Source organism: Mesorhizobium loti R88b (assembly GCF_013170845.1).
Lineage (GTDB): Bacteria > Pseudomonadota > Alphaproteobacteria > Rhizobiales > Rhizobiaceae > Mesorhizobium > Mesorhizobium loti_B.
On record NZ_CP033367.1, the window covers coordinates 6244636 to 6270476 of the forward strand.

The window sequence follows — 25841 nt, forward strand, 5'->3', positions numbered from 1 at the left end:
CTATGCCGGCTGGTCGTTCCAGTGCCGAAAATCGGGGAGATTTTTCACTTCCCGGACAAAGTCAAGCAAGACGACATTGTGTGCTCGTCAAGCTCACAGATGAGCAGATGGCCGCCGCGGAGGGTTGGCGTTCCGCACATGGGATTTCGGAAGCGTCAGAAGCACTGACCGAATTGGTCCGTCTCGGCCTGCTCAGTGAAATAGCCAAGATCTTTCGGCTGGTATCGGACAAGACTCCGCAGCCTGTGGGACGGTTTAGCGAATCGACTCTTTCGGTGGAATTTGATTCGCCCACCCTCCAGAAGATGGTGCAGACGGATTAATCTAACGCCTGAACAAATGAATGATTGTTCAGGGGCGGTTCATTAGCAACGGTCTGTCTCGGGAGCGCAATCAATCCGAATTGAGGACGCTCGAAGCGATTGAGATGCCGGCGCAGCGGGCTGTGTTGGTGATATGATTTTGCATCTCGCGGGTTGCCTTTGCGGCATCGCGATGTCGCAAGGCACGAATGATGCGCCTGTGCTCCGCGATCGACGCTCGCATGCGAGCCGGCTCTGTGATTGGGATTGGCTGGATTTGGGTCTCGGTCAGTTTGTCACGGACAGATTGGTAGAGATCGACGATCATTCTGTTTGGGCAGGCAGATGCAATGATTGCATGGAATTCGAGATCCGCCTCGACATTGGCCAAAAGGTCGCCGCTTTCCCAATTGCGCTCCATCGTAGCCGTTTCAGTCTCGAGAGCCTGAAACTCGGCCTCTGTGAGGGTCTGCGATGACAGGCCAGCTATCCGCCCTTCCAGCATGATGCGTGTCTCGAAGACATCCGCTACCGGATAGCTGTCGGCATAGCGCCACCGCGCCATGTTGCGCGACGCCGAAGGCCTTTCCTGCGAAACGAAAGTCCCTCGCCCCGGTTCCGTCTTCAGCATGCCCAGTGTCTCAAGGGTCAGCAGGGCTTCGCGCAATGAGGCGCGGCTGACGCCGAGACTGAGCGCGAACTCGCGCTGCGAGGGCACCTTCTCACCTGACCTCAGTTCTCCACTGAGGATCATGCCCTGGATTTTCCTCGCGGCGGCGTGGGGTACTGGAACACGCGAAAGCATCGAATTTCTTCCATTCTGGGGCAACAGCGCCGATCCGGCTACACCTCTGGTCGCTTCAGAGGTAACCGATCCGCCTGGCGGACGGAATGCCTTGCATTTTTCAGGGGCACATGATTGGTTGGTCGGACTGGTCAGACCGGTCTAACCACATCAATCAAAAAAGTCATCAAAAAAGGGGAATTCAATGAGAGTGTTGAAAGCGATTCTGATCTCGGGAGCACTTGCCCTGGGGTCTTTCAGTGCCGCCGTTTCGCACGCGGCGGAGATCAATGTCGGCGCCAACATCGGCAATGTTCCCTGGGAGTTCCAGGACGCCAGCGGCAAGATGGTGGGCTTTGAAATCGACCTGATGACAGAGGTCGGAAAGCGGCTCGGCATGGACGTCAAGTTCACGAACATCCCATTCGCCGGTTTGTTCGCTGCAGTTCAGTCCGGTCAGATCGACGCCGCGGTCTCATCGATCACGATCACCAAGAAACGCCTTGAGTCGGTCAGCTTCGCCCAGCCCTATTACGACAGCGACCAGTCGCTGACGGTCAAGAGCGACAGCGGCATCACCGGCCTCGCCGGCATGGCTGGCAAGACTGTCGGCGTCGATACCGGTTCGACCGGTGATATCTGGACCACCGCGCATCAGGCCGAAACGAAAATCGCCACCATCAACAAATATGAGGGCTTGCAGCCGGCAATGCTGGATCTGCAGGCGGGCCGCATCGACGGCTACATCTCGGACATTCCGGCATTGCTCTATTATTCGAAGGATAAGCCGCAATTCAAGGTCGTCGAACGCATCAAGACCACGGAGCAATACTCGGTGATGTTCGCCAAGGATGCGCCGCTGGCTGCCAAGGTCAACGACGTCATCACAGCTCTGAAGAAAGACGGCACGCTGGCAAAGATTCACGAAACCTGGTTTGGCGCCAAGCCCGATGAAGGGCTTGCCACGTCGACTGTCCTGGATATGCCGAAGCTCTGATGCCGGTCATCATGTGGAAGGAGACCGCGTTGCGGCCTCCTTCTCCCGTGACGCAGAGGCTGGGACATGTCCATTTTCGATACGTTTTTGAACTACCGCGTTTTCGTGGAGACGTTGCCGCTCATCCTGAGTGGCCTTGCCACCACGCTGACACTTGGCATTGTCTGCATCCTTGTCGGGTTCTTCGTCGGCATTGGTCTGGCGATGCTGCGGCTTTACGGGCCTTCGCCGGTGCGTTTTGTGACCGTCGCCTACATCGACGTGTTCCGCTCTATACCGGTTCTGGTGCTGCTGTTCGTCGTCTATTACGCGTTGCCCTTTGCCGGCATCCGGTTCAGTTCGTTCACGGCCGCGTCAACCTCGATCTCGATGATATCGGCCGCCTATTCTGCCGAAATCATCCGTGCCGGCATCGTCGCTATCCCAAAAGGTCAATTCGAAGCCGCACGGGCGCTTGGGCTCCACTTCTATTCGACCATGCTCAAGGTGATCCTGCCGCAAGCGATCAAGATTGTCGTGCCGCCGCTGACCTCGAACGCCATCAACGTCATGAAGGACACGGCATTGGCGTCGGTGGTTGCAATGCCTGACCTGCTCAAACAGGCAAACCAGGCGCAGGCCCTTGCCGCCAATCCGACGCCGCTGATCGTAGCGGCCGCCATCTACCTCATCATCCTGCTTCCCCTGGTCCGGCTTGTCGGCATGCTGGAGAAGCGTCTCGCCAAATCTGAACGTTGAAGACTTTCCCCACGAGGCCATCCATGTCGCTCGATATCGATTTTGTTCGTTCCCAATTTCCGGCGCTGGAAACAGGCTGGGCGTTTTTCGACAATGCCGGCGGTTCGCAGGTTCTGCGCCCGGTGGCCGAGCGAGTCGCCGACTATCTTCTGACGACCAGCGTCCAGACCGGCGCCTCTTACGGGCCGTCGGTCAAAGCCAGCGAAATGCTTGCGCAGGCACGCGCCCGCATCGCCACATTCGTTGGCGCGGCGCGGCCCGAGGAGGTTTTCTTCGGCCCTTCGACAACCGTGCTGGTGCGGTTTCTGGCAACCGCCATGGCAAGCCAGCTGACGGCGGGCGACGAGATTATCGTGACCAATTTCGATCATGAGTCGAACATCGGTCCCTGGCTGATCCTCGAGGAGCGTGGCATCGTCTTCAAGGTATGGGAGATCGATCCCGAAACGCTGATGCCAAGCCTCGATACGCTTGAGGCGCTGATGAGCGATCGCACGCGGCTGGTCTGCGTGACCCATGCCTCCAACCTGCTGGGCTCCATCAACCCGATCCGGCAAATCGCCGATATCGTTCATGCGCGCGGGGCTCGCATCTGCGTCGACGGTGTCGCCTACGCCCCGCATCGCGCGCTCGACGTCCAGGAACTCGACGTCGACTACTACGTATTCTCTTTCTACAAGACCTACGGGCCGCATTACGCGGTCATGTACGGGCGCCATGAACTGCTGCTCGAACTCGACGGCCTTTACCATTATTTTTACGGCAAGGACAAAGTGCCGGGAAAACTCGAGCCCGGAAATCCCTGCTACGAACTTGTCTGGGGCGCGGCCGGCATTGTCGACTATATGGAGGCACTAGGCGCAGGCCAGGGCCGCCAGGCGATCGAGAGCGGATTCGACCATATCGCGGCGCACGAGGCCGAGATCGGCGAACGCCTGCTGTCATGGCTGCGCGTGCGCAATGGCGTACGCATCGTTGGCGACCGGAGCTCGCAGGCGGCGCTTCGTGTGCCGACGATCAGTTTCACGGTCGACGGCCACGCCCCTCAGGACATCGTCGCCCGGACCGACGAGGCCAGGATCGGTGTGCGCCACGGCGATTTCCATTCGCGCCGGCTGGCCGAAGCGCTTGGGCTGTCGCCCGGCGGCGTCATTCGCGTCTCCATGGTGCACTACAACACGATCGCAGAAGTCGACCGGCTGATTGATGTCCTCGACCAATCGCTAAGCTAGGCAGCCAATCCACAGAGATCACGAGCATGGCAAGCATCGATCGGGGGCGTAAAGCCATGCTCGGTGACTGTTGGTATGGGACACCAATTCGCCACTCAAGAGACCGGCGTCGTCACAGGATTAGAAGCGGCGCTTGGCTTGGTGTCGAAGAACTCCGCGAGCTTCCGAATCGCGGGCATGACGAACTCATCCTTGTCGTACAGGGCAACATGTGTGGCCCCGTCGATGGAGCACAGTTCTTTCGGCTCTCGCGCATCGGCAATCGCATCTGCCGTCATCCATGAAGTTAGAGCGGCTGTCCCGACAATCATCAAAAGCGGCCGCGGCGAGATCATCTCGATGAATCGGAATGCGTCAGACGACGCAATTCTATCAACGCTGTTCCAGGTAAAGAACTTTGCCGAGCGCTCGTGTCGCGCGCGGTCGGTACAATAATATTCCCAACCTTCGTAGAGATGCTGGCCACCAGCGCGAGCCTGTTCCTCGTCGGGGAAAAGCGGGATCACGCCCATGGGCGCACCGCGCGCCTGCGTGGTGCGCGCCATAGCCGCCGCTTCGAGCATGGACTGGAAAACGCCCGCAGGCTGCCTGCCGTCGGCGCCCAGCCGGAACAGGCGGCTGATATCGACAGCGCTTATCGTTGCGACCGCCTTGATCCGATGGTCCGCTACCGCGGCTGTGATGGCGTAGCCGCCGGAGGCACAGATCCCGAGGACCCCGATACGGTTCAGATCGACGTCGTCACGCGCGCTTAGATACAACACGGCCGCCTTGATGTCCTCCACTCGCTGCCCCGGATCTTCCAGGCCCCGAGGGTCGCCCTCGCTTTCGCCCTGATAGGCGGCGTCGAATGCCAGCGTAAGGTAGCCCTGTTCAGCCAGCAGCTTCGCGTACAGGCCAGCGGCTTGCTCTTTCACGCCGCTGCCCGGATGGCCGATGACGATCGCCGGGAGGCGCGCGCCGTTGGCGCTGTCCGGCGCATAGAGGTGGGCGGCCAGCTTCAGGCCAGCGCTGTCAAAACTGACGTCTTTCTTCATGGTTGTTCTCCTTTGCAGAACGGAAATGTCTGCGAGGCGCACCTGCGCCTCACTCAGGCCAGCAAACCAGAAACCGCGCTCTGCAAGGTAGACCTGAGCTGCCAAGTTGATGCATAATCCTGCCAAATGCGGCGTTAGCGCGCATGACTCGCGAAGGCAGATGAGGCAGGCTGTCTCGGATGGAACCCTTACGACTTGCCGAGCTGAGAGAACTTATCGCAAGGCGCGCCACGCCGGATGGCGCTCCTCACTCGGTCTTGCCTGGCCTCACACTTCTTTCAGCCTCCGCACCGACGTCGCCGATCCCGGAGATCGCGGAACCAACCTTCGCGCTGGTCGTGCAAGGCGCCAAGCGCATCGGCCTCGGTGGCCAAGTCTTCCAATATGGAGTCGGCCAATACCTCATTGTCTCGGTAGACCTGCCCCTGGAAGCAAACGTGGTCGACGCGACGGCTGACGTCCCGTTCCTCGGCCTGGGATTTGCCTTGCGACCGGAGGCTATCGCAAACCTGCTTCTGGAGGCCGGTACATCCCCCATGGGACGCACGGATCCACCGGGCATAGCGGTCAGCCATCTTACAAGCGACCTGCTCGATCCTGTTATTCGCCTTCTCCGGCTTCTGGACCGGCCTGCCGATGTCGCCGTGCTCGCGTCGGCGATAGAACGCGAAATCCTCTGGCGGCTTATCGAGGCCACTCCTGGGGCAATGATTCGGCAGATCGGCATTGCCGACAGTCGGATGTCACAGATTGGTCGGGCGATCCGCTGGCTTCGTGGCAATTTTGCGGAACCAGTCCGGATAGAGGTGTTGGCTCAAGTCGCAAGCATGAGCGTCACCTCGTTCCACCGCCATTTCCGAAGGGTCACCTCGATGACCCCAATCCAATACCAGAAGCATATCCGCCTTCAGTCGGCCAGATCGCGCCTTGCATCCACGCCGTTGGGCGTCGCCGAGATTGGCTTCGTGGTTGGCTACGACAGCCCTTCGCAGTTCAGCCGCGAATATCGACGGCTTTTTGGTCGCCCGCCTGGCGAGGATAGGGAACGTTTCGCGGGGGCCAAGCCCGCCGGCTAAGTTGGATCAGCGCGAGACAAGTTCTCCGTCGCGCGCGGCCGCGTCGGGATCGATCGTCCTGCCGCGCAAGATGGTGCGGACCGGCCAGCCTGTGACAGCCATGCCTTCATAGGGTGTGTAGTCGCAGCCGTCCTTCAGCATCGAATGGGTGATCGTGACCTCGCGCTTGGCGTCCCACAGCACGATATCGGCATCCGAGCCGACAGCGATGGTGCCTTTGCGCGGGTAAAGGCCATAGCGCTTGGCGTGGTTGGTCGAGGTCAGGGCGACGAAGCGGTTGAGATCGATGCGCCCCTTGACGACGCCTTCCGAGAACAGGATCGGCATGCGCGTGGCGATGCCCGGTATGCCGTTCGGCACATAGCGGAAGTTCGTCTTGCCGCGCGGCGCCATCTTGCCGGCCGGGTCGTCGTAGCGGAACGGGCAGTGGTCGGATGAAAACACCTCGAAGACGCCTTGCTGAAGGCCCTCCCAGCAGGCCTTCTGGCTATCGAGATCGCGTGGCGGCGGGCTGCAGACATATTTGGCGCCTTCCATGCCGGTCCGGTCCATATCCTGCTCGGTAAGCACGAGATACTGCGGACAGGTCTCACCGAAAACGGCGAGACCGCGCATCTGCGCGCGCCTGATTTCTTCCATCGCCTGGCGGTTGGAGACATGAACGATCATGACCGGCGTATCGACGATCTCGGCCAGGCTGATGGCGCGATGCGTCGCCTCGCGTTCCACGGCGATCGGACGCGACGTGCCATGAAAATGCGGCGCCGTGCTGCCTTGCCGTTCAAGCCGGTCCGACAGGAAGCGGATCGCGTCGTAGCCCTCGGCGTGGACCATGACCAGCGCACGATGCTGCTGGGCTACCGAAAGCACCTCGAGGATTTCACGGTCAGCGAGCTTGAGATCATCATAGGTCATGAAAATCTTGATCGAGGTGAAGCCTTCCGCGATCAGGGCCGGCAACTCCTGGCCGAGCACCTGCGGCGTCGGATCGGTGACGATCAGATGGAAGGCGACGTCGACGAAGCAATTGCCTTCCGCTTTGCGGCGATAGGCTTCGATGCTCTCGCGCAGCGTCTGCCCCTTCTCTTGCAGGCAGAACGGCATGACGAAGGTGTTGCCGCCCACCGCCGCCGAGCGCGTTCCGGTCTCGAACGTATCGGCCATGATGATGCCGGGCGCTCCCGGCTGTTCGAGATGGACGTGGCTGTCGATGCCGCCCGGCATCACAAGCAGGCCCGAGGCATCGATGGTCTCTTCGGCCCCTGAGAGCTTGTCGGCCAGCGCCACGATGCGCCCATCCTTGACGCCGACGTCACAGCTGAACGTGTCGGATGCGGTAACAACCGTGCCGCGCGTGATGATGGTGTCAAATGTCATGGCTGAAGCTTTGTCTCTGAAAGAAAGGCGAGCCGCTCAAAATTGGCATGGTTGCGGCCAAGGCGCAAACGGAAGGCGGGGAAACCGCGATCCATATCGTCCGTCACCAAGGCAGACGATCGCCTGTGCGATCGAAGAAACCGCCGCTGTCACGCGGCGTCAGTTTGTCGATGCACGACAGGATGGCTGCCGCCGCATCGCGAGGGGCCTGCACTGCCAGACCGGACTTGCCGAAGGGCGCCGAGAGCTTGGTGTCGACCGTGCCGGGATGGAGCGCAACGCAAATCGCTGCGGGGTTCGACCGGGCAAGCTCGATCGACGCGGTGCGCACGAACTGGTTGAGTGCTGCCTTGGCCGCCCGGTAGCCGTACCAGCCGCCCAGTTTATTGTCGCCGATGCTGCCGACCTTGGCCGAGATGGTCGCGAACACCGCACGTTCGCCTTTCGGCAGCAGCGGCAGGAAATGCTTCATCACCAAAGCCGGGCCGATGGCGTTCACGGCAAACGACTTTGCGAGATGCCTGGGATCGAGGCTGCGCCAGGTCTTCTCGGGCTCAAAACCCGCGCCATGAAGGAAGCCTGTCGCATCGATGAAGAGGGTCGGCACACCGAGGCTTGCGACATAGCTTGCAGCATCTCGGATCGTCTTTTCATCCTCGATATCGATGCGCGGCTGACTGCCGCGCGACAGCCTCACCACCTGACGGAAGCGGCCAGATTCCTCGGCGATTTCGGCAAGCGCGGCGCCAAGCCCGCCACTTGCGCCAATGACAACGGCAATCGGCGAGCCCGTACGGTCCTCCGCCATCACCAGCCAAACGTGCCGGGCGCGCCCTTGAATGGGCCGACGATGCGCGACGTGATCCAGCCGCCATAGAAATCGCCGGTCTGGGCCGCGACGCGTTCGTCGCCGACCAGCGCTTCATCGACCCTGGAGGCATAGAAGGCGACGTAGCCGGCAATCGCCCCGTATGCAGCAGTCGGATTGTCGTAGCGCCAGCCTGCCCGTTCTGAGCGGCGGCCGGCGGCAGCGATTGTGACATAGCTTGCCGTGCCCTTGAATTCGCAGAAGGAGCTTCCGGCGGCTGGCACGATCAGATCCATGCGCATGTCTTGCGGCGGCAGATAATAGACCGGTGGATGGCTGGTCTCGAGAACGCGGAAAGCGCGATGGGTATCGGCGATGGTTTCACCGGCGAAGCGCACCACGATGCGCTCGCTGACCGGTTCGATGCGTGGCGGGCGCGGGTAGTCCCAGACCGATTCCTGGCCTGCCGTTGGCATGATCGCTTCAGGGTGTCTGGACATGATCAGCCTCCTTCCTTCGCGCCCACGCAGTCAGCCGGGGACGCACAACCAGAAATGCGATGTAAAGCCGTTCCAGCGCCGCCAGCACGACGCCGTTTCTGGCGAGAAGCCCCAGCGGTCGCATGATCGGGATCGCGCGCCACATGGCAGCGAAGGCAGCGGCACCCGAGACGATCCTGCCATCTTCCTGCGCATGAAAACGCGCGAGCAGATCACGCCGGTCAATCGGGCAGGACTGATCCTGTTCGATATCGATGAAGGTAATGGCGCGCCGCCAGTCCAGACGCCGCATCAACGCAATCTCGCGCCGGCATAACGGACATCCGCTATCGAACCATACTGTGAGCGTCATGGTCGTGATTGCTCCAGGCAGTGTTTGCGAGACACAACGAAAACGATCCGTGCCCAAGCAATGTGAAAGGAAGAGTCGGCCGTCAGAGGCGTTGTGCCGCTTGCGCTGTGTATATCAATCACTAGGCAGCCTCTGTCTCAAAGGCGGCTGACGCAAGCCTGGGAAGATGAATGCGTCCGGATTCATCCGGCACAGCCCATGGCCGCCTTACGGCGCCGATAGCTTCCGCCACCGCAAGTCCGGCCTGCAGCCCGTCCTCGTGGAAGCCCGCGCCAAAATACGCGCCGCAAAACCAAGTACTGCGTACGCCTTGCAGTGACCACAGCTGCTCCTGTGCCGTGATGGCGTCGACATTGAAACTGGGATGCCGATAACTCAGTCGCCGCAACACGGCATCGGGTTTGATTTCCCGATGCGGATTGAGTGTAACGAAAAGCGGCGTCTGATCGGGAATGCCCTGCAAGCGGTTCATCCAGTAGGTTACGGCGAGTTGACGCGTGTTTCCCTCCTCGCGAGACATGTAGTTCCAGCTTGACCAAACCTTGCGCCGGCGCGGCATGAGGCCGATGTCGGAGTGAAGAATGGCGTCGTTGTTCACGTAGCTGAATGCGCCGAGCAGACGCCGTTCCGCCATGCTCGGCTCCGCGAGCATGGCAAGCGCCTGATCCGCATGTGTTGCTATGACGACGTGGTCGAACTGGCGATGGCGGCCATCCCCGCCCACGATATCGACGCCGTCCGGTGTGCGCGATATCGCCTTGATCGGACAGTTGGAAACGATTTCCGCAACAGCTTTGGCCAGGATGGCTACATATGAGCGGCTACCGCCATCGACGGTGCGCCAGATGGGGCGGCCGGATATTTTCAGCAGTCCGTGGGTCTCGCAGAACCGGATGAACGCCGCGGCAGGATAGTTGCCGATATCCGCAGCCGGCGTCGACCAGATGGCGGCCGCCATGGGAAAGAGGTGATCGCTGCGGAACTCGACGCCGTAGCCAGCCGCGTCCAGATACTCACCCAGCGACGTTGCACCAAGCCCGGCCGCATCAATCGGGGCATCGCGGTAGAAGCGCATGAGATCGCGAAGCATGCGCCAGAACCTGGGGCTGATCACGTTGCGGCCTTGGGCGAACAATCCCGACAATCCAGTGCCGGAATATTCAAGCCTGCCGTCGTCGAGCGATACGGCGAAGGACATGTCGGACGGTTTCGTCGCCACCTTAATGTGCCTGAACAAGGCCGACAGGTTCGGATAGGTGGCCTCGTTGTAGACGATGAAACCGGTATCGACGGCCACGTCCGAGGCCTGGACTGTGTGACTGTGACCGCCGAGGCGGTTATCAGCCTCGAAGAGCGTCACGCGATGACGCCTGGACAAGAGCCAGGCGGCCGATAATCCGGAGATACCGCTGCCGACGACGGCAATGTCCAGAACCTTGCTGCGATCGGTCCTTGGCTTATGCAAGCTCATTGAACCTTCGGATCCGTTGCTGTTGGTCAAAGGAGTTCCTCTCGCGTCCTCAACTGCCATGACTACGAAACTTGGCGTTGGATGGATCACCATCAAACCTTGATCCAATCGTTGCGTCGCTGCGCGTCTCGCGCAGACACCGAGGCTTCAGTGCTCAAGAGGCGGACGTGAATGCTCGCGCAATAAGGAAACCCATTGTAGCCGCGAAACCTGTAAGAACCGTGCCCCAACAGAGATCAGCGATCGTCACAGCGACGGGCCAGTCCCGCAGCGTTGCCTGATTTGTCAGGTCGTACGTCGCATAAGCGACAAGACCGAGAAGCGCACCGTAGGATGTGGCTGTGGTCCAGCGATCACTGAGAAATGCAGGCGATATGGCGAATGCGACGATGCCTGCTATGTAGATGAGGTAAAAAAACACGGCCGGCACCAGCCTGAAGCCGTCAAGCAACATGTCGCCCATCTGCGGTCGATAAAGGCGCTGCGCCGCGATCGTCAGCCAAATGGCATCGATGCCGAGAAACACCACAGCCGTCGCGACATAGGCAATGCCATAAGCTTTCACGGGATATTTCCTTTTGCTTTTTTGCACATTTGTCTTCTGATACGCTGCGTCGACCTTTTTGGATCAAATGCTGGCGGTCGGGCGCGCGCGCTCACGCCAGCCCGGATAAGAACTGCGTGAGACTGCAACTTTTGTGAGGTTTAGCTGGCTGACTGATATGGTCCCCTGCTATTCCTGATGCAGAACAGCGATCATGGGCGCTTTGCATGACCAATGTCTCCCTGACCGGGCTTGCCCGCGATCTCGCCAAGCGTGGGTCGGAGGGCCGTCCCATTCGCATCGGCGTCATCGGCTCAGGCGAAATGGGCACCGACCTCGTCACACAAGGCATGCTGATGCCCGGCATATCGGTTTGCGCTGTCTCGACGCGGCGTCCGCACACCGCGCGCGAGGCCATCCGTATCGCCTATGGCGATGAAACGATGGCGGTCGAAGCCGACACGCCATCGAAAGTCACCGCGGCCATCGAGGCGGGAAAAATCGCCATCACCTCCAACGAGATGCTGGTCACCAATTCGCTGATCGACGTCGTCATTGACGCCACCGGCAAGCCGGGCGTCGCCGCCGATTTCTGCCTGTCGGCGATGGAGCATGGCAAGCATCTGGTGATGATGAATGTCGAGGCCGACGTCACCATCGGCTGTTATCTCAAGCAGCAGGCCGACCGGCTTGGCGTCGTCTATTCGGTTGGCGCCGGCGACGAGCCGTCGAGTTGCATGGAGCTGATCGAATTCGCCTCGGCGCTCGGCCTGACCATCGTCTCGGCCGGCAAGGGCAAGAACAACCCGCTCAACCACAATGCCGTGCCCGACGACTATCGCGAGGAGGCGATCCGCCGCAACATGAACCCGCGCATGCTGGTGGAGTTCGTCGACGGCTCGAAAACCATGGTCGAGATGTGCGCCATCGCCAACGCCACCGGCCTGGTGCCCGACGTGCCCGGCATGCACGGCCCGAAGGCCGACCGCGACGACCTCGTCAAGGTGTTAATCCCGCGTGAGGATGGCGGACTGTTGTTGAAAAAAGGCGTTGTCGACTACACGGTGGGCAAAGGTGTCGCGCCCGGGGTCTTCGTCATCGTCGAGGCAACGCATCCACGCATCATCGAGCGCATGGACGATTTGCACATCGGCCATGGTCCCTATTACAGCTTGTTCCGGCCCTATCACCTGACCTCAATGGAAGTGCCGCTGACCGCCGCCCGCATCGTGCTGTTCGGCAAACCCGACATGGTGCCGCTGCCAAGGCCCGTCGCCGAGGTCTGCGCGGTCGCCAAGCGCGACCTCGTGGCCGGCGAGACCTTCGATGCGGTCGGCGAGACCTGCTACCGCTCCTGGACGATGACCGTCAGCGCAGCCCGTACCCAGCGCGCCGTGCCGGTCGGCCTGCTCGAAGGTGGCAAGGTCTTGAGGCCGGTCAGGAAAGGCGAAATGCTGACCGCCGACAATGCCGCGCCCGACCAGACGACAAGGCTCTCCGCCTTGCGCCGGCTGCAGGACGAGATGCTGTACGGAACAAAATGAAGTTCTATTCCCGAGCTCGATCGAACGCGGCCGGGGTGCCTCGTTTCCAGATGCTTCACGGCCACGTCGATTACTCTAGCGGCGATTGCGATTCCGAGCCGAAGTCGTGATAATGGGGCAGCTTAGACATCTGCCGGGTGCGGCGTCGATCAGCCTCTTTCCGAGAAACCGACGGCTACGCTCCACAAGCCGCCATCGCGGACAAAGAGGCAAAGCCCGTGTAGGGGAAATCCGACGCTTTAGATGCCCGACCAACGGACGCGCAATGTGTCTGCGTCTGCGATTGTCAGTCCGCATGCCCCGATTGCGTGTTTTGTGGCCGCGACCAGATCCTGATTTCCAGAGGCCAGCGCTCCATCCGGCAGGAAAAGGTTGTTCTCGAATCCGACACGCGAATGGCCGCCAAGCAAGGCCCCTGACGTCACGCACGCTATCTCCTGCCGGCCGAAGGCACAGACCATCCAATGGCTGAATGCCGCAGTGTCGGCCGCCAGGAACGGCAGCAGATCGGAGGGCCGGGACGTTTGCCCGACAGTGTAGCGACCGAGCACGTAGAGCACCGGCGGGTTCTCGAATGGGATCATGCCTCGCCTCGCGAGCGCCTGCTGGTTTCGCTGGATGGCGAGAACTATCGTTCACCTCTCGGACCTGCATTTCGGAAAAACAGATGGCGAGGTCGTGAGAGCCATTGCTTCGGAGGTTCGCGCTATCGACCCGGATTTGCTGGTCGTTTCCGGGGATCTGACGCAACGCGCCCGGAAAGACGAATTCCTGCACGCGCGGGCCTTTCTTGATTCCCTTCCCGGTCCCCGCATCGTGGTACCCGGCAATCATGACGTGCCGCTCTGGAATGTCTTCGCGCGTGCCTTGACGCCTCTTTCACGATACAAGCGTTACATCGCGGCGGACACGGACCCGTTCTACGCCGATAGCGAAGTCGCGGTCGTCGGGATCAACACGGCGCGGTCCCTGACAATCAAGGATGGCAGGATCAATCTTCGCCAGCTCGAGGCGGCGACAGAAAAATTCGCACATATGTCCGATGACATTACCCGGGTAGTGGTCACTCATCATCCTTTTGAAGGGCTGGATCTGCAAAGCGACGAAGGCATCGTTGGCCGCGCGGGTCTGGCCATGGATGCATTCTCGCGCAGCGGTGTCGACATCATATTGTCTGGCCACCAGCATCTTCACCGTGCCGGTTCGAGCGCTAGGCGTTACATTATCGACGGCTAAGCGGCACTGCTTATTCAAGCAGGAACGGCGGTTTCATCGCGGCTTCGCCAGACCGCAAATTCATTCAACATTCTTTGCATCGATCGTCCGGAAATATCCGTGGAATGTCGAGGCTGGCGATCTTCCCCGGCCGGGTTCGAAACCTTGATGAGATATTCCTTTCGGCATGGTCCCAATGGACGGGCACCGGCTTGATTGGCGCAGCCATTCTTCGGCGCGCTAGAAGACCAGCCAGCTGCAAGGCCTCATGGCCTGCCAACAATGCAGGAGCGAGCAACTTTGAAGCACGCTGGAACGCCATGGCCACATGCGAGTTGTACGAGCACATCCTTCGGCGGAGCACATGGTTATGGCAAAGAGTCGCGAGCAAGAGACGGATCTCACATCTTCCGAGGCAACAAACCGCATTTGGGAACTCGCAAAGGAAATCGACGTCTGCATGTTCGTGACATGGGACGGCGAATACAATCGCGCCAGGCCACTCTCCGCGCGCGTCTTGCGCGAGGAAAATGCCATCTATTTCCTTGTCAACGACGACAGCGCCAAGAACAAGCAGCTGTCGAGATATCCGAAGGTAACATTGGCCTGGAGTGACAGCAGCCACTACAAATACGTGACGATCTCCGGGCCGGCCGCAGTGACAAACGACAGAGCAAAGATCGCCGCGTTGTGGGAGAAGACTGACGCGGCATGGTGGGACAACGCCCAGGATCCCGAAATTCGGCTGATAACGGTGACACCGGACGAAGGCGAACTGTGGGACAGCCCGGGATTGGTTGTCGCTACCGCGAAGATGGTATTTGCAGCGGTAACCGGCGCGAAGCCGAATGTTGGCGACAACGCAAAAGTCGATCTCTGAGACAGCTATGCCGCCCTGCATCATTGCCGGAGAAACAGATGTCCGATCCTGCGACGAAATACACCAGCGAGGCCTTCAAGGAGCAGCGCCAGCAATGGCCGGCTCTCCAGCGCGAGATGGATCCCGTTCCTGACTGCGGCGAGACAAGCTATCGCGGCTCAAACCGGCTGGCCGGCCGCAAGGCTCTTGTGACCGGCGGCGATTCAGGGATCGGGCGGGCGGCAGTCATCGCATTCGCGCGCGAAGGCGCGGATGTGGCGATCAATTACTTTCCCAGTGAAGAGCCCGATGCACAAGACGTCGCGGAGCTGATCCGCGCGGAGGGCCGCAAAGCCATCCTGATTCCTGGAGACTTGACCGACCAACAGTTCTGCCGCGACCTCGTTGAGCGGGCGCACCGCGAACTTGGCGGCATCGACATTCTGGTCAACAACGCTGCTTACCAGCAATCGAAGGCGTCTATTGCGGATATCAGCTTCGAGCAGTTCGACCGAACCTTGAAAACCAATCTCTACGCAATGTTCTGGATTACCAAATCAGCGCTCCCGCTGATGAAAGCAGGAGCGGCCATTATCAACACGGCCTCCGTCAACTCGTTCAACCCCGGTGAGGAATTGCTCGACTATGCGACGACGAAAGGCGGAATTGCGGTCTTCACAAAAGGCCTGGCAAAGCAGCTGGCCAAACACGGCATACGCGTCAACGCTGTTGCGCCTGGACCGGTTTGGACGCCACTACAGGTCGCCGGGGGTCAGTTGCCCGGCAAATTAAAGGAATTCGGTCAGGATACGCCGCTCGGTCGCGCCGGCCAGCCGGCGGAGCTTGCGCCGCTTTTCGTCCTGCTTGCTTCGGGAGAAATCACATACACCGATGGCAGCGTATTCGGGGCCAATGGCGGCACAGGCGTGGCCTGAAACCAGGTGATTGCGTCTTCTTTGCGTGGTGCTGTAGTAGCTTGGTCCTTGCCAGCGCGTGTCAGCGCGGCCTTGCCAGCGCGTGTCAGCGCGGCCTTGCCGGCGCAGCACCGCCTGTTCTCTCCAAACCGCCGGTAGATAGGAGCGCCAAGTGCCAGCGAACTGCTGCATCTGCTCTGCGGCGGCCAAGGCCCAAAATGCGAACCAGCAGGCTATTTTGACGCAAAAGCCCGCCGCCTCACGGCAGCGGGCTAGAACGCAACTTAAGTTGCCACACGACCTGTTCGAGCTAGTTGGCGCCGCCTAGCTGCTTGGTCTTTGCGCAGTAATTGTCGTGCGACTTGGCGATAACTTTGTCGCCGCAGTCCTTGGTAATCGATGCGCGATCGTCATCGGTCAAGGCGAGCCAGGCCTTCTTGAATGCATCATCCGACTGCATCGTCTTCATGCCGGAATCTGTGTAGAAGGGCTGCATCTTGGCCGGATCATCAAGCGCCGACGTTCCGGTTCCCGAACCGGCCAAGGCCGAGCCAGTCATAATTGCAAGGGCCATTGCGCCCATGGTGAGCATCTTGAAGTTCACGGAAAATTCCTCCGAGTTGCGGCTGCCGGGAGCGGCAGCGTGTTGAAGCAACTTCGCTCTTCAGAAAAAGTTTCTGAGACAGAATGAAAAAGCCCGCCGGGTGGGGCGGCGGGCGAGGGTCTGGAGTGACAGGGATCAACCCCGGCCTCATCGAGCCAGTGGCGCCAGTTGTCGAGCCGCAGACCCCCGCGGTTAATCCGAAGAGGTCAGTTTTTCCTGACCATATCATCAGCCTCGAAGACGGCCGCAAACTCAAGTCGATGAAACGGCATTTGGGCTTGCTGGGCATGACGCCCGATCAATACCGCGCCAAGTGGGGTTTGCCGCACGACTACCCAATGGTGGCACCGAACTATTCCAATCGTAGATCAGCCATGGCCAAGGCAATTGGGCTCGGCCGCAAGCCTGCTCCAGGCAAGAAGGGGCCAGCTAAACGCAATGCGAAAGCCTAGTTTCAAACTGAATCGCATCACCGGTCGACAAAAAAAAGGAACCTTTGCCAAAGTCCTCAAGCTTTGACCGCGCGTGACCGTCACATTTGTACGAAATTGACAATTGGTTTGGAACCTTAAAGGTCGCCCAAGATTGCTACATATCGTCAGAAATCAAACGGCAAACAGACGCCTGAGAGTATGCGACTCCCGCCAAGGCGCTCGGAGTAACGCAATGGCACGTTATTTCTTTGATATTCACGATGGCAACGACCTAACTAAAGATGAAGATGGCGTCGTCTGTGCTTCACTGGCAGATTTAAGCTTCCAGGCGGTCGACGTTTTACCGGAAATCGTACGCGAGGCACTGCCCGACGGCCCCCTTGGGACATTCTATGTCAAGGTGCGCGACGATACGGGTAGGTACGTGTTTCGAGCCACATTGGCCTTCGCCTCAGCGTGGATTGTTGAGACGATTGACGGTGAACAACAGCCCGGCGGCGACCGATGGAGGACAGCACTTTCTCGCGCCAAGACACAGGTTACTGCGCTCCGAAAGGAGTTTGCCGAAGACGGCTACTCGCAACACCTGGAAGCTCTCGACAGTTTGTTTTCAGTCGCCGAATCGGAGGTAAATCGACTGCTAGCCACGCGAGCGCCCCAAACAGCCCAGAGTTTGCACGGTTAGTCTGCAAGACCGGATTCTAGGTGCACGACGGCGTCATGACAGGACGTAAGTCTTGGTTGAGCGAAAGCTAATATGAGGGTACCTTTGTAACGCGGGGATGATCCCAAAGAGCTATCCCGCAATGGCCGGTGCCGGGTTCCCTTTCCGCCAAACTGACCCGAGCGCTGGCCATTTTTTGCGGCTATGCCAGCAAGGCCAGATAGCAGGAATGTTCCTACTCTTATTTTGTCGCCCTAATGCTTGGATGAAGGTGGGTCTTTTGTCGAAAACTCATTCATGCGAATAGCAGACGGTAAAGAAGGTGACAGCGATTTGTCTGCTCCGCAGACGATCGCAACCACCGTTTATCTCAAGCTTCGCGATGATATATTGAATGGAGTCCTGAAGAGCGGTTCGAAGGTACGCGTGGATTGGGTGGTCGAGTACTATGAGGCTGGAGCCTCGCCCGTTCGAGAGGCTCTTACCCGCCTTGCCACCGAGGGGTTGCTGGATCATCGAGACCAGCGCGGCTTTTCTGTAAAGCCAGTAAGTGCTCACGAGCTTGACGAACTCACACGCACGCGTTGCTGGGTCGAGGAGATGGGACTGCGGCAGTCGATTGGCAACCGCAATTTGCAGTGGGAGGAGCAGGTCGTTCTGGCACTGCATAGGCTGACCCGCGCATCGTGCCACATAATCGAAAAGCCATCATCAATTGACGCTGAATGGGAAAAGCATCACGGAGCTTTCCACCGAGCGCTAATCGCAGGATGTGGATCCAACAGGCTCATACGCTTCAGCGATCAACTCGCGGACCAGCTCTACCGTTACAGGATATTGGCAAAGTCAGACGAGGCCTCACCTCGCGACTGCCTGGAGGAACACAGGCTTATTGCTGAGTCCGCTCTTGACGGGGACGCCGATCGCGCCGTTTCAGTCTTGGTAAATCACTACGAGAAATCCGCGGCTCTGTGCGCCGGTAGATTCCGATTGTCAAACGGCTTCCAAAACTGACCCTCGATCGGCGTCCAATCAGTGCCGATGGCGATCGTGCGCGCGATGTCGTCGATCACTTTTGTCTGCATCGATCAAATGGCGGTAATGGCGTTGAGCCGCGGCAGATTCGAGTGGCGTTCGCCGTCTGCCAGTGCCACAGTCCGCCAGCAATCGGCGGGGTGAAAATGACCCGAGTAGTGATCATCGGCGGCAGCGGGCATGTCGGCACGTACCTGGTGCCAAGGCTGGTCGAGGCCGGATATGAAGTGGTCAATGTCAGCCGCGGCCAGCGCGCAGCTTATACGCTGAATGCGGCGTGGAAATCGGTCGAGCCAGTGGTGATCGACCGCGACACGGAGGAAAAGGCTGGCACCTTCGGCGAGAAGGTCCGCGCGCTGAACGCCGATATCGTGGTGGACATGATTTCCTTCACCCTCGACAGCACCAAGCAGATCGTCGGCGCGCTGCGAGGCGAGGTGCAGCATTTCCTCCATTGCGGCACCATCTGGGTCTATGGGCACAACACCGCGATCCCCGCGACAGAGGACCAGCCGAAAAACCCGTTCGGCAGCTATGGCACGCAAAAGGCCGAGATCGAGACCTGGCTGCTCAACGAAGCCAGGAGGAACGGCTTTCCAGCCACGGTGTTTCGGCCCGGCCATATCGTTGGGCCCGGCTGGGAGCCACTCAATCCGGCGGGGCACTTCGACGTCGGCGTGTTCTCCCAGATCGCCCGTGGCGAGCGGCTTGTGCTGCCCAATCTTGGCAACGAGACAGTGCATCACGTGCATGCCGACGACGTAGCACAGATGGTTATGCGAGCCATCGCGAACTGGAGGAACGCGGTTGGCGAGGCCTTCAACACCGTTTCGCCACAGGCGATCAATCTGCGCGGCTACGCCGAGGCCATGTACAACCGGTTCGGCCACGCGCCGCGGCTGAGCTTCGAGCCGTTCGATACGTGGAAGGGCAAGCAGACTGAAGAAAACTGGCGCGCCTCCTGGGAGCACATTGCACGCAGTCCGAGTCATTCGATCGCCAAGGCGCGGAACCTCCTGGGCTACGACCCGCGGTATTCGTCGCTGCAAGCAATATATGAATCAGTCGAGTGGCTGGTGGCGAACGGGAAACTCAACCGGTAGGAGAGCCCGGAAATTTCCCAGCTTCGGCGCCTTCGAAACCGCCATTGCATCTATCAAATGAGAGTGCAGGTTTCCCTCGCTAGGCGTAACTCCAACTTTGGAGGGCTGATGCGAGGAAGTGATGGATATCAAGAAACTCGTCACCGACCTTTCGCAATCCCTTCTACGACGACGCTCCGCATCCCCGACTTCCATGCCGATTCTGAAATCGCTCGCCGACAAGCGTCCCGATTATCCGAAGACCAGGCAGACCCCAGCATACCGACCCCTCAAAACGCATGAGCCGCGGGCCTCGAACATGTAGGTCGACGAGATCTGGCGGCATTCTCAACCCCAGCGGTTGCCAGATTTCAGACGCGTGACAGCCCCCAGGGAACCTCCCTGCTGTGAGCGGGTTGATTTGCGTCGCCCGTTCGCAACCGGATTGCTTCCATGCTCAAAGAGACTTCCCAACCGGCGCCTATCGTTGTCGAGCGGCGCCCTTTACACGCACTCCTCGTCCCCTTCCCCATCGTTTGTTTCACCGGCGCGCTGCTCACTGATATTGCATACTGGCGAACGGCCGAGATGATGTGGGCAGATTTTTCGGCCTGGCTGCTGACGTTCGGACTGGCGTTCGGGGTCCTGGCGGCGCTGGCTGGCCTGTTCGATTTCTTCACCAATCGGCTCGTGCGCCGGTATTCGCGGGGATGGCTGCACATGCTCGGCAACATCGCCGTGCTGGTGCTGTCTGTCCTAAACGCTTTCGTCCATAGCCGCGACGCCTGGACGTCGGTCGTCCCAACCGGACTGACGCTTTCTGCAGTGGTGGTCGTTTTGATGATTTTCACCGCATCGATTGGCGGTTCCCTGGCAACAACTGAGGTGGCGGGAGTGACCCGGTGATACCTGTCTCTGTGCCGGCCATAAAAATTCTGCGCGCCACAACCGTCATTCTGTTGAGTGCCACCGCTTTCGGCCTGACAGGCTGTAGCGACGACGCAGCCGATCCGAGCACACAGATCGGTCCCAACCCGACACTGCCGGAACCGCAGCAATATCTCATTCCGCCGATGAACCTCGCCAAGGTCGTTGCTGGTCCAAGGATGAAACGCCAACGGTCCCGCAGGGTCTGCAGATCCACGCCATGGCAAGCGATCTCTCGCACCCGCGTTCGCTCTACACGCTGCCCAACGGCGACGTTCTGGTGATCGAGTCACAAGGTCCCGGCAGCGAACCGATCAAGCGGCCAAAAGACCTGATCATGGGGTTCCTGCAGTCGCTGGCGAGCTCCGGTGGTGGCGGCGAGAAAAAGCCGACAAATCAGATCACGCTGCTGCGCGACGCGGATGGTGACGGCGTTCTGGAAACCAGGACCGTGTTTCTCGATCATTTGAACTCGCCGTTCGGCGTCGCCCTGGTGGCCAATGATTTCTATGTCGCCAACACCGATGCGATCGTGCGCTATCCCTACACACCTGGCGCAACGAATATCTCCGAACAGGGAACGGTTCTGACGCCCCTGCCCGGCGGCCCCATTGATCACCACTGGACAAAGAGCCTGGTTGCCAGTCGGGATGGCACGTTGCTCTATGTCGGCGTCGGCTCGAACAGCAACATCACTGAAAACGGCATCCAGGCGGAAAAGGACCGCGCGGCGATCTGGGAGGTCGATCGGGCAACCGGGCGTTCGAGGATCTTCGCCAGTGGCCTGCGCAATCCAAACGGCCTCACCTGGGAGCCGAAGACAGGCGCGCTGTGGGCCATCGTCAACGAGCGCGACGAACTTGGCCCAAACCTGGCCCCGGACTACATGACCTCGGTTAAGGATGGCGCGTTCTACGGCTGGCCCTACAGTTACTATGGCCAGCATGTCGATCCTCGCGTCATGCCGCAGCGGCCGGATCTGGTCGCCAAGGCGATACCGCCTGATTATGCGCTGAGTTCACATGTGGCGCCGCTGGGACTTGCCTTCTACACCGGCAGCACGCTGCCGCAGACCTATCAGGGCGGAGCCTTTGTCGGCGAGCACGGCAGTTGGGACCGGCCCGCGCTCAATGGCTACAAGGTCGTCTTCGTGCCGTTCAAGGACGGGCATCCTGATGGCATGGCACAGGACTTCGTGACCGGCTTTCTAAACGGGAAGGATGAAGCCCGTGGTCGTCCGGTCGGACTGGCCGTAGACAAATCTGGCGCGTTGCTGATTGCCGATGACGTCGGCAACAAAGTCTGGCGCGTCACGGCAGCAGCCAAATGACAGTCGTCACCGGCCAGCGTCTGCTGATACGGTAGCCCGATGCATGACACGTGGTCGTGGCTTTCGGGAATTCTGGCTCCGCAGGGACCAATCGCCGCCAGCGAGTTGAAAATCCTGCTCAATGCAACGGCGATCATGCTGGCCGTGATTGTGCCGGTGATTGTCCTGACACTCGGCTTTGCCTGGTGGTTTCGCGTCGGCAACAAGAATGCCCAACGGCTCCCCAACTGGTCTTATTCGGGGCGCATCGAGTTGGTAATCTGGTCGATCCCGACGCTGATCGTCGTCTTTCTCGGCGGCATTGCCTGGCTTGGCAGCCACGACCTTGATCCCTATCGCGAGATTCAGTCGAAGACGCCACCTCTGACTGTCCAGGTCGTATCGCTCGATTGGAAATGGCTGTTCATCTATCCAGACAAGAACCTGGCGAGCGTCAATCAACTGGTCCTGCCGGCCAGCACGCCGGTCAATTTTCAGCTGACATCGGCCAGCGTCATGAACAGCTTTTTCGTTCCGCAGCTTGGCAGCCAGATCTACACAATGGCCGGCATGACGACCCGTCTGAGCTTGCAGGCGGATAGAACCGGCATTTTCCCGGGCATCTCCGCGCAATTCAGCGGCGCCGGCTTTTCCGACATGCGCTTCGATGTGGTGGTCAAGTCCGGCGATGACTTTGAGGCCTGGGTCAACACCACCCGTCAGAGCAAAAGTGTTCTGGATCAGACGGGTTTTGCCAGGCTTGCCCGGCAGAGTTCCAACGTGGCGCCGGCGACCTTTGCCGGCGTAGAACCGCGGCTGTTCGATACCATCGTCGCCGGTACCGCCCACGCGCCTGACGCGCAGGCGATGCAGTCCAACCAGATGCCAAGCGCTGGGGAGTGAGCATGTTCGGCAAACTCACCTGGAGCGCCATTCCCTTCGACCAACCGATCCCGCTGGCGGCCTCGCTGCTCGTTGTCGTTGCGATAGCCACGATTGCTGGCCTTATCACCTGGCGCGGCTGGTGGCCGTATCTGTGGCGGGAATGGATCACCAGCGTCGATCACAAGCGTATCGGCGTGATGTATGTCGTGCTGGCGCTGGTCATGTTGCTGCGCGGCTTCATCGACGCCATCATGATGCGCACGCAACTGGCACTGGCCGCAGCGGGTGCCCAAGGCTATCTCACTTCCGATCACTACGACCAGATATTCTCGGCGCACGGCACGATCATGATCTTTTTCGTGGCGATGACGTTCATGGTCGGGCTGATGAATTTCGCGGTGCCCTTGCAACTGGGTGTTCGCGACGTGGCCTTCCCGGTGCTCAATTCGGTCAGCTTCTGGCTGACCGCTGCGGGCGTGCTGCTCGTCAACCTGTCCCTCGTGGTGGGAGAGTTTGCCAAGACCGGCTGGCTTGCCTATCCGCCGCTATCCGAACTCGCCTATTCGCCAGGCGTCGGCGTCGACTATTACCTGTGGGCGCTCCAGATATCAGGCGTCGGCACGCTTTTGTCCGGTATCAACCTCACCACCACCATCCTCAAGCTGCGTGCCAAGGGCATGGGCTACATGCGCATGCCGATCTTCTGCTGGACGGCGCTGGCGTCGAACCTGCTGATCATCGCCGCATTTCCAATCCTGACCGCCACCTTCGCCATGCTTTTGCTGGACCGCTATCTCGGTTTTCATTTCTTCACCAACGAACTTGGCGGCAACGCCATGATGTACATCAACCTGATCTGGGCGTGGGGTCATCCCGAGGTCTACATCCTGATCCTGCCCGCTTTCGGCGTGTTCTCGGAGGTGATCGCAACCTTCTCGGAAAAGCCTCTCTTCGGCTATCGCTCCATGGTCATCGCGACGATGGCCATCTGCATGCTGTCGTTCATGGTCTGGCTGCATCACTTCTTCACCATGGGTGCAGGTGCCGACGTTAACGCCTTCTTCGGCATTATGACCATGATCATTGCCGTCCCGACCGGCGTTAAGATCTTCAACTGGCTGTTCACGCTCTATGGCGGCAATATCCGTTTCGAGGCGCCGCTGTACTGGGCTTTGGGCTTCATGATCACCTTCGTCATCGGCGGCATGACCGGCGTGCTGCTGGCCATTCCGCCGGTCGACTTCGTCACCCACAACAGCCTGTTCCTCGTCGCCCATTTTCACAATGTGATCATCGGCGGCGTGCTGTTCGGCGCCTTCGCCGGCTACACATTCTGGTTTCCGAAGGCTTTCGGCTTTTCCTTGCACGAGGGTTTGGGCAAGGCGATCTTCTGGTGCTGGTTCATCGGCTTCTATCTCGCCTTCATGCCACTCTACGTGCTCGGCCTGATGGGCGCGACCCGCCGCATGCAGCACTATGCCGAAGCCGGGTGGCAACCGCTGATGATCGCGGCACTTGTCGGCGCGGTCGTCATCGCCGTTGGTGTTCTCCTCACCATTGTTCAGCTTGTGGTCAGCGTCCGCGGCCGCGACCAGCGGCGCGATGTCAGCGGCGATCCGTGGAACGGTCGGACGCTGGAATGGTCGACGCCCTCGCCGCCGCCGCCGTGGAACTTCACCATCGCGCCAATTGTCGATGGATTGGACGCCTATTGGGCAGCGAGGCAACAGGCGCGCTCCCGAGATAGAGACAAAGCTGAACTTGAGCCCATACTCATGCCGAAAAACAGCCCCATCGGTGCGATTGTGGCATTCTTCGCCGTGGCCACCGGCTTCGGTCTGGTCTGGCACATCTGGTGGATGGCAATTGCTGGCCTGATCGGCATCCTCGCCACGTGCCTGGCTCGTGCTTGGCAAGTTTCCACGGACGAAGACACATCGCCCGAGACGATCGGGGCATTCCAGCACCAATCTGGATACCAACCATGACGCAAGCCGATGTCGTGGTCGCCGGAGCAGATCTAGACCCACCCGCAATGCCCTTGTCGCAACGCGGACCAGCATCGACCGACGTGGTCGTGCGTTTCGGCTTCTGGCTCTTTCTGCTGAGCGATATCGTGGTGTTTTCAGCACTGTTCGCAGCCTACGCCGTCCTTTCACATCAGACGGCCGGCGGGCCTGCCGGCCCGCAACTTTTCGAGCGCGGCCGAACGCTTCTTGAAACCGGATGCCTGCTCACCTCGAGCTTCACATGCGGTGTCATGTCCCTGGCGGTGCAGCGCCGCAGCGCCGCTCAGGTCTATGGCTGGGCAGCCGCAACCTTTGCATTGGGATGTCTCTTTGTCGGACTTGAGGTTTCGGAATTCGCAGGCTTGATTGCGGCCGGCGCCGGATCGACCCGAAGTGCTTTCCTGTCGGCGTTCTTCACCCTGGTCGGCACACACGGCCTGCATGTCGGTCTCGCCCTGTGCTGGCTGCTGGTGATGATGGCGCAGGTCGCCACACTGGGCTTCCATCCCATGGTCATGCGCAGGGTGCTTTGCTTCAGCCTGTTCTGGCATGCGCTCGACATCGTCTGGATCGGCGTTTTCACCATCGTCTATTTTGGAGCCCGTTGATGGAACAGGACGACAGCGCGCTGACCGATGACCACGTACCGGGCGAACATCGCGACGGACAACAGAGCATCAGAAGCTATCTGCTCGGCTTCGGCCTGGCAGTGGTGCTGACGCTGGCCTCCTTCTGGGCGGCTCAGACGGGCCTCGTCTACGCACCGGCCGTGCCCATACTTCTTGCCGCACTCGCCGTCGGGCAAATGGGCGTCCATCTGGTTTTCTTTCTGCACATCTCCAGCGGCCCGGAAGACACCAACAACATCCTAGCCTTGGCATTTGGCGTGTTCGTCGTGGGATTGATCGTGTTTGGCTCCATGCTGATCATGGCGCAACTCAACGCAAACATGATGCCTCCTGACCAATTGATGCAGATGTAGTGTCGGGCGGCCGTGCTTGGAGTCCACAACAGGGAACCTTGCCGTCACAATAGCCGCCATAGCCGCCGCGAATTCTCTAGGTAAAGGGCGCGGCAGCTTTGGCCTCAACGTCGGAGCGCTAGACTTGGCGATCTGCATCGCATTTCTCATCCAACCGCAG

28 protein-coding genes and 1 pseudogene are annotated in these 25841 nt (G+C 59.9%); 19 read left to right on the forward strand and 10 right to left on the reverse strand.

The genetic code is table 11. The features are described from left to right. Positions 1-2 precede the first annotated feature (2 nt). Positions 3-323, forward strand: a complete 321-nt coding sequence (locus EB235_RS30400) for a hypothetical protein (RefSeq protein WP_155256472.1) — start codon at positions 3-5, stop codon at positions 321-323. Between the two features lie 70 nt (positions 324-393). On the opposite strand, the gene EB235_RS30405 is transcribed toward EB235_RS30400, so the two are convergent. Beyond that, entirely contained in the window at positions 394-1107 is a 714-nt protein-coding gene (locus EB235_RS30405) for a FadR/GntR family transcriptional regulator (protein ID WP_027033716.1), read from the reverse strand. Positions 1108-1291: 184 nt separating this feature from the next. Between EB235_RS30405 and EB235_RS30410 the strand changes: the two genes are divergently transcribed. From EB235_RS30410 to EB235_RS30420, 3 genes are all read left to right on the forward strand, one after another. Further along, positions 1292-2083, forward strand: coding sequence for a transporter substrate-binding domain-containing protein (locus EB235_RS30410; protein WP_027033715.1), 792 nt, complete (start codon positions 1292-1294; stop codon positions 2081-2083). A gap of 66 nt (positions 2084-2149) precedes the next feature. Next, positions 2150-2821 (forward strand): amino acid ABC transporter permease, encoded by a 672-nt coding sequence (locus tag EB235_RS30415; RefSeq protein WP_027033714.1) that lies wholly within the window; start codon positions 2150-2152, stop codon positions 2819-2821. Positions 2822-2844: 23 nt separating this feature from the next. Then, positions 2845-4053, forward strand: a complete 1209-nt coding sequence (locus EB235_RS30420) for a cysteine desulfurase-like protein (protein ID WP_027033713.1) — start codon at positions 2845-2847, stop codon at positions 4051-4053. 95 nt (positions 4054-4148) lie between these two features. Here EB235_RS30420 and EB235_RS30425 read toward each other — a convergent pair whose 3' ends face one another. Beyond that, entirely contained in the window at positions 4149-5090 is a 942-nt protein-coding gene (locus EB235_RS30425; RefSeq protein ID WP_027033712.1) for an alpha/beta hydrolase, read from the reverse strand. A 179-nt stretch (positions 5091-5269) separates the two neighbouring features. Between EB235_RS30425 and EB235_RS30430 the strand changes: the two genes are divergently transcribed. Further along, on the forward strand, positions 5270-6166 hold the full coding sequence (locus EB235_RS30430) for an AraC family transcriptional regulator (RefSeq protein WP_027033711.1): 897 nt from the start codon (positions 5270-5272) through the stop codon (positions 6164-6166). 6 nt (positions 6167-6172) lie between these two features. On the opposite strand, the gene hydA is transcribed toward EB235_RS30430, so the two are convergent. The 6 genes from hydA to EB235_RS30460 form a co-directional block, all read right to left on the reverse strand. Next, positions 6173-7543: a dihydropyrimidinase gene (gene hydA, locus EB235_RS30435; protein WP_032925996.1), complete on the reverse strand. Its 1371-nt coding sequence runs from the start codon at positions 7541-7543 to the stop codon at positions 6173-6175. A gap of 103 nt (positions 7544-7646) precedes the next feature. Beyond that, positions 7647-8351, reverse strand: coding sequence for an SDR family NAD(P)-dependent oxidoreductase (locus EB235_RS30440; protein ID WP_027033710.1), 705 nt, complete (start codon positions 8349-8351; stop codon positions 7647-7649). Further along, positions 8351-8851 carry a DUF427 domain-containing protein gene (locus EB235_RS30445; protein ID WP_027033709.1) on the reverse strand — a complete coding sequence of 167 codons (501 nt, stop codon included), beginning with the start codon at positions 8849-8851 and terminating at the stop codon, positions 8351-8353. The genes EB235_RS30440 and EB235_RS30445 overlap by 1 nt, the downstream gene beginning before the upstream one ends. After that, positions 8835-9203, reverse strand: coding sequence for a thiol-disulfide oxidoreductase DCC family protein (locus tag EB235_RS30450; RefSeq protein WP_032925993.1), 369 nt, complete (start codon positions 9201-9203; stop codon positions 8835-8837). Before EB235_RS30450 ends, EB235_RS30445 begins: the two co-directional genes overlap by 17 nt. A 121-nt stretch (positions 9204-9324) precedes the next feature. Continuing rightward, positions 9325-10674, reverse strand: coding sequence for an NAD(P)/FAD-dependent oxidoreductase (locus tag EB235_RS30455; protein ID WP_051429787.1), 1350 nt, complete (start codon positions 10672-10674; stop codon positions 9325-9327). Between the two features lie 154 nt (positions 10675-10828). Next, entirely contained in the window at positions 10829-11239 is a 411-nt protein-coding gene (locus EB235_RS30460) for a DUF2177 family protein (RefSeq protein WP_027033707.1), read from the reverse strand. A 206-nt stretch (positions 11240-11445) separates the two neighbouring features. Here EB235_RS30460 and EB235_RS30465 point away from each other — a divergent pair, with 206 nt between their 5' ends. Continuing rightward, positions 11446-12762, forward strand: coding sequence for an NAD(P)H-dependent oxidoreductase (locus tag EB235_RS30465; RefSeq protein ID WP_027033706.1), 1317 nt, complete (start codon positions 11446-11448; stop codon positions 12760-12762). A 239-nt stretch (positions 12763-13001) separates the two neighbouring features. Here the strand turns inward: EB235_RS30465 and EB235_RS30470 are convergent, their stop codons facing one another. Beyond that, the gene (locus EB235_RS30470) at positions 13002-13346 is read right to left on the reverse strand and encodes a 3-keto-5-aminohexanoate cleavage protein (RefSeq protein ID WP_080680948.1); all 345 of its coding nucleotides are present in this window, start codon (positions 13344-13346) and stop codon (positions 13002-13004) included. 34 nt (positions 13347-13380) lie between these two features. Between EB235_RS30470 and EB235_RS30475 the strand changes: the two genes are divergently transcribed. From EB235_RS30475 to EB235_RS30485, 3 genes are all read left to right on the forward strand, one after another. Continuing rightward, on the forward strand, positions 13381-13998 hold the full coding sequence (locus EB235_RS30475) for a metallophosphoesterase family protein (protein WP_245268904.1): 618 nt from the start codon (positions 13381-13383) through the stop codon (positions 13996-13998). Positions 13999-14341: 343 nt separating this feature from the next. Next, positions 14342-14857 (forward strand): pyridoxamine 5'-phosphate oxidase family protein, encoded by a 516-nt coding sequence (locus EB235_RS30480; RefSeq protein WP_245268903.1) that lies wholly within the window; start codon positions 14342-14344, stop codon positions 14855-14857. A gap of 38 nt (positions 14858-14895) precedes the next feature. After that, positions 14896-15771, forward strand: a complete 876-nt coding sequence (locus EB235_RS30485) for an SDR family oxidoreductase (protein ID WP_080680947.1) — start codon at positions 14896-14898, stop codon at positions 15769-15771. A 289-nt stretch (positions 15772-16060) separates the two neighbouring features. On the opposite strand, the gene EB235_RS30490 is transcribed toward EB235_RS30485, so the two are convergent. Further along, positions 16061-16354: a hypothetical protein gene (locus EB235_RS30490; RefSeq protein WP_027033704.1), complete on the reverse strand. Its 294-nt coding sequence runs from the start codon at positions 16352-16354 to the stop codon at positions 16061-16063. A gap of 83 nt (positions 16355-16437) precedes the next feature. Between EB235_RS30490 and EB235_RS30495 the strand changes: the two genes are divergently transcribed. From EB235_RS30495 to cyoD, 10 genes and pseudogenes are all read left to right on the forward strand, one after another. Then, positions 16438-16806 (forward strand): MucR family transcriptional regulator, encoded by a 369-nt coding sequence (locus tag EB235_RS30495; RefSeq protein WP_080680946.1) that lies wholly within the window; start codon positions 16438-16440, stop codon positions 16804-16806. 214 nt (positions 16807-17020) lie between these two features. Continuing rightward, complete coding sequence (locus EB235_RS34620) at positions 17021-17473, forward strand: DUF6894 family protein (RefSeq protein WP_208603643.1); 453 nt, start codon at positions 17021-17023, stop codon at positions 17471-17473. 276 nt (positions 17474-17749) lie between these two features. Then, positions 17750-18466 (forward strand): GntR family transcriptional regulator, encoded by a 717-nt coding sequence (locus EB235_RS30505; RefSeq protein ID WP_080680945.1) that lies wholly within the window; start codon positions 17750-17752, stop codon positions 18464-18466. A 167-nt stretch (positions 18467-18633) separates the two neighbouring features. Then, the gene (locus EB235_RS30510; protein WP_027033702.1) at positions 18634-19590 is read left to right on the forward strand and encodes an NAD-dependent epimerase/dehydratase family protein; all 957 of its coding nucleotides are present in this window, start codon (positions 18634-18636) and stop codon (positions 19588-19590) included. A gap of 432 nt (positions 19591-20022) precedes the next feature. Next, positions 20023-20475 carry a DUF2231 domain-containing protein gene (locus tag EB235_RS30515; RefSeq protein ID WP_032925991.1) on the forward strand — a complete coding sequence of 151 codons (453 nt, stop codon included), beginning with the start codon at positions 20023-20025 and terminating at the stop codon, positions 20473-20475. A gap of 26 nt (positions 20476-20501) precedes the next feature. Further along, positions 20502-21826, forward strand: a pseudogene (locus tag EB235_RS30520) (PQQ-dependent sugar dehydrogenase). A 39-nt stretch (positions 21827-21865) separates the two neighbouring features. Next, positions 21866-22708 carry a ubiquinol oxidase subunit II gene (cyoA, locus tag EB235_RS30525; RefSeq protein WP_080680944.1) on the forward strand — a complete coding sequence of 281 codons (843 nt, stop codon included), beginning with the start codon at positions 21866-21868 and terminating at the stop codon, positions 22706-22708. A 2-nt stretch (positions 22709-22710) separates the two neighbouring features. After that, entirely contained in the window at positions 22711-24678 is a 1968-nt protein-coding gene (gene cyoB / locus EB235_RS30530) for a cytochrome o ubiquinol oxidase subunit I (RefSeq protein WP_051429786.1), read from the forward strand. Beyond that, positions 24675-25307 (forward strand): cytochrome (ubi)quinol oxidase subunit III, encoded by a 633-nt coding sequence (locus tag EB235_RS30535; protein WP_032925989.1) that lies wholly within the window; start codon positions 24675-24677, stop codon positions 25305-25307. Before cyoB ends, EB235_RS30535 begins: the two co-directional genes overlap by 4 nt. Continuing rightward, complete coding sequence (cyoD, locus tag EB235_RS30540; protein WP_032925987.1) at positions 25307-25681, forward strand: cytochrome o ubiquinol oxidase subunit IV; 375 nt, start codon at positions 25307-25309, stop codon at positions 25679-25681. Before EB235_RS30535 ends, cyoD begins: the two co-directional genes overlap by 1 nt. Positions 25682-25841 lie beyond the last annotated feature (160 nt).

Excerpts from the sequence above, each read along its gene's own strand:
- EB235_RS30410 (WP_027033715.1), top strand. The coding sequence starts at position 1,292 with ATGAGAGTGTTGAAAGCGATTCTGATCTCGGGAGCACTTGCCCTGGGG.
- EB235_RS30450 (WP_032925993.1), bottom strand. The coding sequence starts at position 9,203 with ATGACGCTCACAGTATGGTTCGATAGCGGATGTCCGTTATGCCGGCGC.
- EB235_RS30430 (WP_027033711.1), top strand. The coding sequence starts at position 5,270 with ATGGAACCCTTACGACTTGCCGAGCTGAGAGAACTTATCGCAAGGCGC.
- cyoD (WP_032925987.1), top strand. The coding sequence starts at position 25,307 with ATGGAACAGGACGACAGCGCGCTGACCGATGACCACGTACCGGGCGAA.
- EB235_RS30535 (WP_032925989.1), top strand. The coding sequence starts at position 24,675 with ATGACGCAAGCCGATGTCGTGGTCGCCGGAGCAGATCTAGACCCACCC.
- EB235_RS30425 (WP_027033712.1), bottom strand. The coding sequence starts at position 5,090 with ATGAAGAAAGACGTCAGTTTTGACAGCGCTGGCCTGAAGCTGGCCGCC.
- EB235_RS30495 (WP_080680946.1), top strand. The coding sequence starts at position 16,438 with ATGAAAAAGCCCGCCGGGTGGGGCGGCGGGCGAGGGTCTGGAGTGACA.
- EB235_RS30415 (WP_027033714.1), top strand. The coding sequence starts at position 2,150 with ATGTCCATTTTCGATACGTTTTTGAACTACCGCGTTTTCGTGGAGACG.
- EB235_RS30445 (WP_027033709.1), bottom strand. The coding sequence starts at position 8,851 with ATGTCCAGACACCCTGAAGCGATCATGCCAACGGCAGGCCAGGAATCG.
- EB235_RS30485 (WP_080680947.1), top strand. The coding sequence starts at position 14,896 with ATGTCCGATCCTGCGACGAAATACACCAGCGAGGCCTTCAAGGAGCAG.
- EB235_RS30440 (WP_027033710.1), bottom strand. The coding sequence starts at position 8,351 with ATGGCGGAGGACCGTACGGGCTCGCCGATTGCCGTTGTCATTGGCGCA.
- EB235_RS30400 (WP_155256472.1), top strand. The coding sequence starts at position 3 with ATGCCGGCTGGTCGTTCCAGTGCCGAAAATCGGGGAGATTTTTCACTT.
- EB235_RS30515 (WP_032925991.1), top strand. The coding sequence starts at position 20,023 with ATGCTCAAAGAGACTTCCCAACCGGCGCCTATCGTTGTCGAGCGGCGC.
- EB235_RS30510 (WP_027033702.1), top strand. The coding sequence starts at position 18,634 with ATGACCCGAGTAGTGATCATCGGCGGCAGCGGGCATGTCGGCACGTAC.
- EB235_RS30470 (WP_080680948.1), bottom strand. The coding sequence starts at position 13,346 with ATGATCCCATTCGAGAACCCGCCGGTGCTCTACGTGCTCGGTCGCTAC.
- EB235_RS34620 (WP_208603643.1), top strand. The coding sequence starts at position 17,021 with ATGGCACGTTATTTCTTTGATATTCACGATGGCAACGACCTAACTAAA.
- EB235_RS30505 (WP_080680945.1), top strand. The coding sequence starts at position 17,750 with ATGCGAATAGCAGACGGTAAAGAAGGTGACAGCGATTTGTCTGCTCCG.
- cyoB (WP_051429786.1), top strand. The coding sequence starts at position 22,711 with ATGTTCGGCAAACTCACCTGGAGCGCCATTCCCTTCGACCAACCGATC.
- EB235_RS30475 (WP_245268904.1), top strand. The coding sequence starts at position 13,381 with ATGGCGAGAACTATCGTTCACCTCTCGGACCTGCATTTCGGAAAAACA.
- EB235_RS30480 (WP_245268903.1), top strand. The coding sequence starts at position 14,342 with ATGGTTATGGCAAAGAGTCGCGAGCAAGAGACGGATCTCACATCTTCC.
- EB235_RS30455 (WP_051429787.1), bottom strand. The coding sequence starts at position 10,674 with ATGAGCTTGCATAAGCCAAGGACCGATCGCAGCAAGGTTCTGGACATT.
- cyoA (WP_080680944.1), top strand. The coding sequence starts at position 21,866 with ATGCATGACACGTGGTCGTGGCTTTCGGGAATTCTGGCTCCGCAGGGA.
- EB235_RS30405 (WP_027033716.1), bottom strand. The coding sequence starts at position 1,107 with ATGCTTTCGCGTGTTCCAGTACCCCACGCCGCCGCGAGGAAAATCCAG.
- hydA (WP_032925996.1), bottom strand. The coding sequence starts at position 7,543 with ATGACATTTGACACCATCATCACGCGCGGCACGGTTGTTACCGCATCC.
- EB235_RS30465 (WP_027033706.1), top strand. The coding sequence starts at position 11,446 with ATGACCAATGTCTCCCTGACCGGGCTTGCCCGCGATCTCGCCAAGCGT.
- EB235_RS30420 (WP_027033713.1), top strand. The coding sequence starts at position 2,845 with ATGTCGCTCGATATCGATTTTGTTCGTTCCCAATTTCCGGCGCTGGAA.